The sequence below is a fragment of the Rothia sp. HMSC069C10 genome (assembly GCF_001812205.1).
In the GTDB taxonomy this organism is placed as follows: domain Bacteria; phylum Actinomycetota; class Actinomycetes; order Actinomycetales; family Micrococcaceae; genus Rothia; species Rothia mucilaginosa.
Window position 1 is genome coordinate 266,629 of the sequence record NZ_KV808297.1, and the last position, 8,758, is coordinate 275,386.

The following is an 8,758-nucleotide window of genomic DNA, read 5'->3' on the forward strand; positions in this document are numbered from 1 at the left end:
GATGCGGTTACTGTGCTTCATGCGGCTACTGGGCTTCGCGCGCCTGCTGGCGGCGTAGACGCTCACGCACCGCATCCTGGGTGGTGTCGTTGATTTCGCCGACGAGCTCCTCCAGCACGTCTTCGAGGAAGACCACGCCGAGGGTTACGCCTTGTTCATCCATAACCTGCGCGATATGGGTTCGACTGCGCTGCATGGAGGCGAGCGCGTCGTCAATATCGGTGGTCGGGGTGAGCGTGTCCAGGGAACGCAGCTTGTACCAGGGGAAGGGCTCCTCGAACCGCTCGGGGGCGATGGCGAGGGCATCCTTCACGTGCAGGTAGCCCATGTAGGTTCCGTCGCTGTCGGTAATGACGAAGCGGGAGTAGCCGCTGCGTGCCACAGCGCGTTCCAGTTCGGCGGGGGTGCTGCCGAAGGGCAGGGTGACGAGCTTATCGCCGGGCACCATGATTTCGTAGACGTCCTTCTCGGTGAATTCGAGGGCGCTTTCAATCACGCCGGCGTCGTCTTCCACGGTGCCTTCCGCGGTTGAGGTTGCCACGATGGTCTGCAGCTCGCCCAGGGTGAAGGTGGAGGCGACTTCGTCCTTCGCTTCGACCTTCATGAGCGCCAGCAGCTTATTGGACAGGTTGTTCAGCAGGGCGACCACGGGGGCGAAAATCTTGGAGATGGTCACCAGGGGCGGCACAATCCAGAGAGCCACGCCGCGGGCGGCGAGGGTCACGGCTGCGTTCTTGGGAACCATCTCGCCGAAAATCACGTGCAAGTAGGTGACCAGAATCAGGGTGATACCGAAGGCGATTACGTCCACGATCGCGTGGGGCAGGCCGACCAGGTGCAGGGGCACCTCCAGCATGTGGTGCAGTGCCGGTTCTGAGACGTTCAGAATCAGCAGCGAGCAGATGGTGATGCCCAGCTGGCAGGTGGCGAGCATGAGCGAGACGTTTTCTAGCGCGTAGATGACGGTCTGCGCTCGCTTGTTGCCTTCTTCGGCGAGCGGTTCGATTTGTGCTCGTCGGGTGGACATGATGGCGAATTCACCGGCGACGAAGAAGGCGTTTCCGGCGAGCAGGATGACGAGCAGTGCGATGGCTACCCAGTCGTTCATGCGTTGCCTCCCTTCTCGGTCTGTTCCTGTGCACTAGTGGCGGGCGTGGGGGTGAATCGGATGCGGTCCACGCGGCGGCCTTCAAGGGTGTCGACGCGCAGGGTGCCGCCGGGTACGGGGACGCTGTCGCCTACTTCGGGGATGCGGCCGAGGCGTTCCATCATGAAGCCGCCGACGGTTTCGTATTCGGGGCTTTCCTCAACCTCGAGTCCGGGGATGAGCGCGTTGATTTCATCGGGGCGGCGCAGGCCGGAGAACACCCAGTCGCCGTTGCCGTAGCGTAGGGGGCGTTCGGTGCGGCCGCGGTCGTGTTCGTCGGAGACTTCGCCGACGATTTCTTCGACGAGGTCTTCGAGGGTTGCGATGCCGGCGGTTCCGCCGTATTCGTCGAGGACCACGGCGAGCTGCAGGGCGCCCTGGCGTAGCTGGGTGAGCAGCGCATCCAGGTGCAGGGTTTCGGGGACCTGCAGCACGTCTTCTGCGAGGGCGCCGGCTTCGAGGGTTTCGCGTACCTCCGGGGGCACACCGACCGCCTTCTTCACGTGCACGACGCCCACGATGTTGTCGTGGTCGCCCTTATAGAGGGGGAATCGGGAGTGGCCGGTGGAGCGTGCCAGCTTGATGACTTCGGCAACGGGGGCAGTGTCTTCGAGCATGGCGACCTGGCCGCGCGGGGTCATGACTTCGGAGGCGGTCAGCTCGGAGAAGCGCAGGGTGCGGTCCACGAAGCGAGCCGCGTCGGAGTCGAGGGTGCCTTCTTCTGCGGAGCGACGCACCATGGAGGAGAGCTCTTCGGGGGTGCGTGCCGCGGAGAGTTCTTCCTTGGCTTCCATGCCGAAGCGTCCGAGGATCCAGTTGGCGGAGCCGTTCATGATGCGCACGAGCGGGGACATGACGCGGGTGAAGGCGAGCTGCGCGGGGGCGACTCGACGGGCCACATCGTAGGGTTCGGCGATAGCGAGGCCCTTGGGCAGCAGTTCGCCGACGACCATGGAGAGCAGGGTTGCGATGAGCATCGCCAGCACCAGGGTGAGTATGTCGGTCACGCTAGTGGGCAGACCCAGGCTGCTGATGGCGCCGGTGGTGAGCGCCTTGATGGCGGCGTCGAGGGTGTAACCGGTCAGCAGCGTGGTGATGGTGATGCCGATCTGGCAGCTGGACAGCTGAGTGGAGAGGGTTTTGAGGCAGCGCAGGACGGCGTCGGCGGCTTTATCGCCGGAGTCTTTTGCCTGCTGCACGGTCGCGGTTTCGAGTGCCACGAGGGAGAACTCTACGGCGACGAAGAAGCCGGTACCCAGGATGAGGAGCAGGCCGATGAGTAGGAGAATCAGATCCACTCAGCCACCGCCTCCATCGACTGGTGTGCTGCGCCTTGGGCTTGGCGGGGCAGCCCCGCAGTCAGGCTGTCCAGATGCTGAGCATCGGAGGTGGTGTTTTTGGGTGTTACAGTGCCGTGTTGCGCAGAGTACGCGGGCAGTATTCTGCGCTGGTTAGTAGTCAGAGTCTTACTCAAAGGGTCATCCATACCCCATATTTTAGCGAAGGTTTCGTCTCTTCCCGGTGCTGTAGAGTGCCTGCTCACAAGTGCAAGACAGTACTTGTTGCGCACGCGGCTCATTGCTAATCAGCAAGAGTGAAAAATTGCATTGCGGATATAGCGCGATGAGCTGGAAAGTTCACCGTGCTTCTCTTTACACTTATACATAGGAGCATGAGTGTGCCGCCATGCAAGCGGATGAACCCCGACGTTCACGGCACGCTAGGCAGGTTTGTACGGTGCACACCCCGCACATACGGCCACCATCTTAGGCGATGCGCACATGCTCAGCGTGATGATTCGCCCCTCGAAGACGCGGGTCGTCTATGCCGGGGAGAGTCCCGGACGCGACGGATAAATTCACACTAATTGGAAGAGGCGTTTAACGTGCCAAATCTGCCAGAACATCTGGTGCCTGAGGAATTTGCCGGTAACGAATGGTTCGTTGAAGAACAGTACGAGCGTTACCAGAAGGACAAGAGCCTCGTGGACCCTTCATGGTGGCCCATTTTTGAGACCATCGACAAGGCGCTGGGAGGCGCCGGTACCGCTAGTGCAGCTCCTGCTGCGGCACCCGCCGCACCGGCTGCACCTGCCGCACCTGTAGCAACTCCCGCCCCCGCGGCACCGAAGCCTGCGGCTGCGCCTGCTAACCCCACCCCTCCCGCTGCTACCAAGAAGGCTGAACCTGTGGAACCTGTTGAAGACAAGATTGTCCCCCTCCGCGGCCCTGCTAAGGCAGTTGTCACGACCATGGAAGAGTCGCTGACTGTCCCCACCGCAACCACCGTTCGTGCGGTCCCCGCAAAGCTGCTCATTGAGAACCGTGCTGCCATCAACAAGTACCTGGCAAGCACCCGCGGCGGCAAGGTCTCCTTCACCCACATCATTGGTTACGCTGTGATTCGCGCAGTGGCAGCGATGCCTTCGATGAACGTGACCTACGGTGTGGACGAGAAGGGCAAGCCCGTTGCAATCCACAACGCGCACGTGAACTTTGGTCTGGCTATTGACCTGCCCCGCCCCGATGGTTCCCGCAACCTGGTCGTTCCGAACCTTAAGGGTGCTGAGCAGCTGAGCTTCCGCGAGTTCTGGGAGGCTTACAACGACATCGTTAAGCGTGGCCGTAACGGCGCGCTGACCATTGAGGATTTCCGCGGCACCACTGTTTCGCTGACCAACCCCGGTGGTATTGGTACCGTCCACTCGGTGCCCCGCCTTTCTAAGGGCCAGGCTGCCATCATCGGTGTGGGTGCTCTGGAGTACCCGGCTGAGTTCCGCGGCCTGTCCGAGAAGCTCATCACCCAGCAGGGCCTGTCCAAGATCATCACCCTGACCAGCACCTACGACCACCGCGTCATTCAGGGTGCAGGTTCCGGTGAGTTCCTGAAGCTGGTTGAGCACTACCTGCTCGGCGGCGACGACTTCTACGACGCTATCTTCCGCGACCTGAAGGTTCCCTTCGAGCCGGTCCGCTGGGCACGCGACAACCACGTCGATGACGCTCACGAGATTTCCAAGGTTGCACGTATTCAGCAGCTGATTCACGCTTACCGCGTGCACGGCCACCTGACCGCAGCAACCAACCCCGTTGGCTACAAGATGCGTTCGCACCCGGACCTGAAGCTGGAGAACTACGGCCTGACCCTGTGGGATTTGGACCGTGTCTACCCGACCGGTGGCTTCGGCGGTTCCGAGCGTCTGCCGCTGCGCACCATCCTGGAGCGCCTGCACGAGGCATACTCCGGCTCCCTGTCCGTTGAGTACATGTACTCTGAGGACCCCGAAGTTCGCGCATGGTTCCAGGAGCGCCTGGAGCGCGGCGTTGCTAAGCCCACCCGCGAGGAGCAGCTGCGTGTTCTCTCCAAGCTGGTTGAGGCTGAGGCATTCGAGAACTTCCTGCAGACCAAGTACCTGGGTCAGAAGCGCTTCTCCCTGGAGGGCGGCGAGTCCCTGATTCCGCTGCTGGACGCTGTTCTGGACAAGGCCGCTAACAACGACCTGAAGGGCGTTGCCATTGGTATGGCACACCGCGGTCGCCTGAACGTGCTGACCAACATTGCTGGTAAGTCCTACGCTCAGATTTTCCGTGAGTTCTCCGGCACCGCAGCACCTTACGAGGGTGGCTCCGGTGACGTGAAGTACCACCTCGGTACCGAAGGTGTCTTCACCTCCGATTCCGGTAAGCAGACCCAGGTGTACGTGGCTGCTAACCCCTCGCACCTTGAGGCTGCAAACACCGTGCTCGAGGGTATCGTCCGCGCTAAGCAGGACGTCTACCGCGAGCAGGGCATTGAGGGCCACCCGGTCCTGCCGATCCTGATTCACGGTGACGCAGCGTTCGCTGGCCAGGGTATCGTCATGGAGACCCTGCAGATGGCTGACCTAAAGGCGTACACCACCGGCGGCACCGTGCACGTTGTGGTGAACAACCAGATTGGCTTCACCACCCTGCCGAACGACGGCCGCACCGCAACCCACGCCTCCGACATTGCGCGTATGACCAAGGCTCCGGTCTTCCACGTCAACGCTGATGACCCGGATGCAGTGGTTCGCGCCGCACGCCTGGCATTCGAGTACCGTGAGCGCTTCGGTCGCGACGTTGTCATTGACCTGATTTGCTACCGCCGCCGCGGTCACAACGAGGCTGACGATCCGTCGATGACCCAGCCGAAGATGTACCAGGATATTGACGTCCTGCCCTCGACCCGTACCCTGTACGCACAGGACCTGGTCGGTCGTGGCGATGTCTCTCAGGAAGAGGCAGACGAAGTTCTGGACTCCTACCACTCGAAGCTGGACGCTATCTTCGTCGAGACTCAGTCTTCGGCACCGGCTCCTGCTGGCGCGCACGTTTCCGGTCTGGAACTGCCCGCATCCCAGCAGAACACCGAGGTCGTTCACGGCGGTAAGACTGCAATTTCCCGTGAGACTCTGCAGCACATCGCTGATGCGTTCGGTAAGGAGCCCGAGGGCTTCACCGTCCACAAGAAGCTGAAGAAGCTCATGGAGCAGCGCGTTGAGATGGGCCGCACCGGCAACGTGAACTGGGGTATGGGTGAACTGCTCGCCTTCGGTTCGCTGCTGATGGAGGGCACCGACGTTCGTATGAGCGGTCAGGATGTTCAGCGCGGTACCTTCGTTCAGCGTCACGCTGTTCTGCACGACCACATCACTGATGAAGAGTGGTCGCCGCTGGAGCACCTCTCTGAGGACCAGGGCAAGTTCCGTATCTACAACTCCTTCCTCTCTGAGTACGGCGTTCTCGGCTTCGAGTACGGCTACTCGGTAGAGCGCCCCGACTCGCTCGTGGTGTGGGAGGCTCAGTTCGGTGACTTCGCAAACGGCGCTCAGACCATCATTGACGAGTTCGTGTCCTCCGCCGAGCAGAAGTGGGGCCAGCGCTCCTCGCTGGTTATGCTGCTTCCTCACGGCTACGAGGGTCAGGGTCCTGACCACTCCTCGGCTCGTGTTGAGCGTTACCTGCAGCTGTGCGCTGAGAACAACATGACTGTTGCATGCCCCTCGACCCCGGCTTCGCACTTCCACCTGCTGCGTCGCCACTCTCAGCACCGTCCGTACAAGCCGCTCGTGGTGATTACCCCCAAGCAGCTGCTGCGTTTGAAGGCTGCTGCGTCCTCCATCGAGGACTTCACCGAGGGTTCGTTCCAGCCGGTGATTGGCGATCGTTCGGGCATCAACCCGGCTCAGGTTGAGCGTGTGGTCTTCGTATCCGGCCGTCTCTACTACGATCTGGAAGCTGAGCGCGAGCGCCGCGGCGACACCAAGACCGCTATTGTCTCGGTGGAGCAGCTGTACCCGCTGCCCGAGCAGGAGATCAAGGAGCAGCTGGCTCTGTACTCGAACGCTACCGACGTTGTGTGGGCTCAGGACGAGCCTGCTAACCAGGGTCAGTGGCCGTTCATGGCTCTCAACCTGCAGCCGCTGATCGACCGCCGTATGCGTCTTGCTTCCCGCCCCGCAGCTGCTTCCCCGGCTGCTGGTACCGGTAAGCTGCACGAAGCTGAGGCTCAGGCTCTGCTCAAGCAGGTCTTCGAAGGCTAAGGTCTTCTACAGCTAAACTGCTAAGGTTTTAGCTCTTCAAAACCCGTCTTCCCGTCAGATGTTTCTGGCGGGCAGACGGGTTTTTTAGTCTCGGATGCTTACCGGAGAGGGTATTAAGTTCGAAAAGAGGCTCAAGAGCGCTTATCCTAGATATGAAGACTATTACTCACGTGCCTTGCCGCCTCTCACGGCGGGCGCATCCTGCTGAAGAAAGAATTCCGTGGAGCAACGCAATATTCGAATTGTGGCAGTCGGCGATGACCTGCTCGCCGGTGTTGGCGACCCCCGTACCCTCGGCTGGTTTGGCCGCGTTATGGCGCGCACCCCGCAGACCACTGCATCCATTGCGGCATATAACCTTGCCGCCCCCAATGAAGGTAGCGAGCAGCTGAATGCACGCTGGTTCGAGGAGGCGCGCCGCCGCTTCGTTCCCGGTGCTGATAACCGCCTCATTATTGCTCCGTCGACCTTTGACATTGATTTGGGTCTGACCAGCGCTCGTTCGCGTTTGAACCTGGCGAACATTGTGGATATGGCGTCGCAGAACAACATTAAGGTTCTGGTTGTTGGTCCGCCGCCGACCCTGGACGCTGAGCGTAACCGCCGTATCGCTGACCTGTCGGCGGCGTACGCGGATGTGGTGACCCGCCGTAACCACGTGTACGTGGATACGTTCAACCCGCTGCTTCACCATGAGCAGTGGCGCAACGACCTTGCCGCTAATGACGGCCGCCCGGGTCAGTCCGGTTACGGTCTGATGGCGTGGCTGGTTCTGCACCGCGGCTGGTACAACTGGCTGAACATTCCAGAGCACGGCTAAGAGCCCGCTCCCCCGGTTGGGACTGTGAGTTGATGCGAAGAAAGTTCGTGTTTTTTAGCTCATATCCCGGTTCCAAGATGCAATCATGCCGTTTCTATGAAAAAATAGACGGCGTTGCCCTTATAGCGTGGGCCACCGGTTTTCGGTGACCGCCTCTGCTAGGGCAGGTAATAGGGAGCGCGCACCGCGAAGGTGGGGCGTGCATCCATGAACACTATAAGGAGGCTCTGATGAGCAAGCGCGGTCGTAAGCGCAAGGACCGTCGTAAGGGCGGCGCAAACCACGGTAAGCGCCCCAACGCATAAGGTATCTTGCATACACTTTAAAACCCCGGCGTTTCGGATATTATTCGGACCCGGGGTTTTGCTTTACCCGCAGATGTTTGTGCGCATTCTGCGGAATAAAGAGAAGAATTCTACGTTATGGAAGTGAACGCCTGGCGCGTTCCTGTAGAGGAGAAACATGGCTGAAACCAACACCGCAGCGGATACCCGCGAGCTGCGCGAACGCTTTACCGCGGACGCTATGCAGTATGTGGATCAGCTCTACGCTGCCGCCCTGCGGATGAGCCGCAACTCTGCCGATGCTGAAGACTTGGTGCAGGAAACCTACATGAAGGCTTTTGCTTCGTACCACCAGTTCACCGAGGGTACGAACCTGAAGGCGTGGCTGTACCGCATCCTGACGAATACGTACATCAATTTGTACCGTAAGCGTCAGCGTGAGCCGCAGCAGTCTCAGGGTGAGACGGTGGAGGATTGGCAGCTGGCTCAGGCCGGTGAGCATGATGCGGTGGGTCTGCGTTCTGCCGAGGCGGAGGCGCTGAGTGCCCTGCCGAATACGGAGGTTCGTGAGGCTCTGAACGAGCTCTCTGAGGATTTCCGCATGGTGGTGTACTACTCCGATGTGGAGGGGTTCGCGTACAAGGATATTGCGGAGATTCTGGATATCCCTCTGGGCACGGTGATGTCTCGTCTGCATCGTGGCCGCCGTATTCTGCGTGAGAAGCTGCTCGATTATGCGCGTGAGAACGGTCTGCGCCCGTCGACCATCGCAAAGGCTGAGGCGAAAGCCGCAGCGAAGGCGAGCACTAAGGGGCAGCCGGCAAAGGCTACCAAGGGCACTAAGGCGGCCAAGGGCGTAAAGTCCCCGCCGGCGGGCTCTGGCTCCGAGGCGCCTGCAGATTCTTAGTTTCGCTCTTCTACACGTGAGCTAGCCCCCCCCCCCC

General features: G+C 60.7%; 6 protein-coding genes. 4 read left to right on the plus strand and 2 right to left on the minus strand.

Going from position 1 to position 8,758, the window contains the following annotated elements; translation table 11 throughout:
* Positions 1-25: 25 nt before the first annotated feature.
* Complete coding sequence (locus HMPREF2842_RS03320) at positions 26-1,108, minus strand: hemolysin family protein (protein ID WP_049349526.1); 1,083 nt, start codon at positions 1,106-1,108, stop codon at positions 26-28.
* Positions 1,105-2,445, minus strand: a complete 1,341-nt coding sequence (locus tag HMPREF2842_RS03325) for a hemolysin family protein (protein WP_049342173.1) — start codon at positions 2,443-2,445, stop codon at positions 1,105-1,107. The genes HMPREF2842_RS03320 and HMPREF2842_RS03325 overlap by 4 nt, the downstream gene beginning before the upstream one ends.
* 587 nt (positions 2,446-3,032) lie before the next feature.
* Here HMPREF2842_RS03325 and HMPREF2842_RS03335 point away from each other — a divergent pair.
* The 4 genes from HMPREF2842_RS03335 to HMPREF2842_RS03345 all read left to right on the plus strand — a co-directional run bounded on the left by HMPREF2842_RS03335 (position 3,033) and on the right by HMPREF2842_RS03345 (position 8,721).
* A complete protein-coding gene (locus tag HMPREF2842_RS03335; RefSeq protein WP_070642712.1) occupies positions 3,033-6,710 on the plus strand; it encodes a multifunctional oxoglutarate decarboxylase/oxoglutarate dehydrogenase thiamine pyrophosphate-binding subunit/dihydrolipoyllysine-residue succinyltransferase subunit in 3,678 nt (1,225 codons plus the stop codon).
* Between the two features lie 220 nt (positions 6,711-6,930).
* Positions 6,931-7,530, plus strand: coding sequence for a GDSL-type esterase/lipase family protein (locus tag HMPREF2842_RS03340; protein WP_005505446.1), 600 nt, complete (start codon positions 6,931-6,933; stop codon positions 7,528-7,530).
* 230 nt (positions 7,531-7,760) lie between these two features.
* Positions 7,761-7,835, plus strand: coding sequence for a 50S ribosomal protein bL37 (locus HMPREF2842_RS09405; protein WP_095343185.1), 75 nt, complete (start codon positions 7,761-7,763; stop codon positions 7,833-7,835).
* 157 nt (positions 7,836-7,992) lie between these two features.
* On the plus strand, positions 7,993-8,721 hold the full coding sequence (locus HMPREF2842_RS03345; protein WP_049342176.1) for a sigma-70 family RNA polymerase sigma factor: 729 nt from the start codon (positions 7,993-7,995) through the stop codon (positions 8,719-8,721).
* The last annotated feature ends 37 nt before the right edge of the window (positions 8,722-8,758 follow it).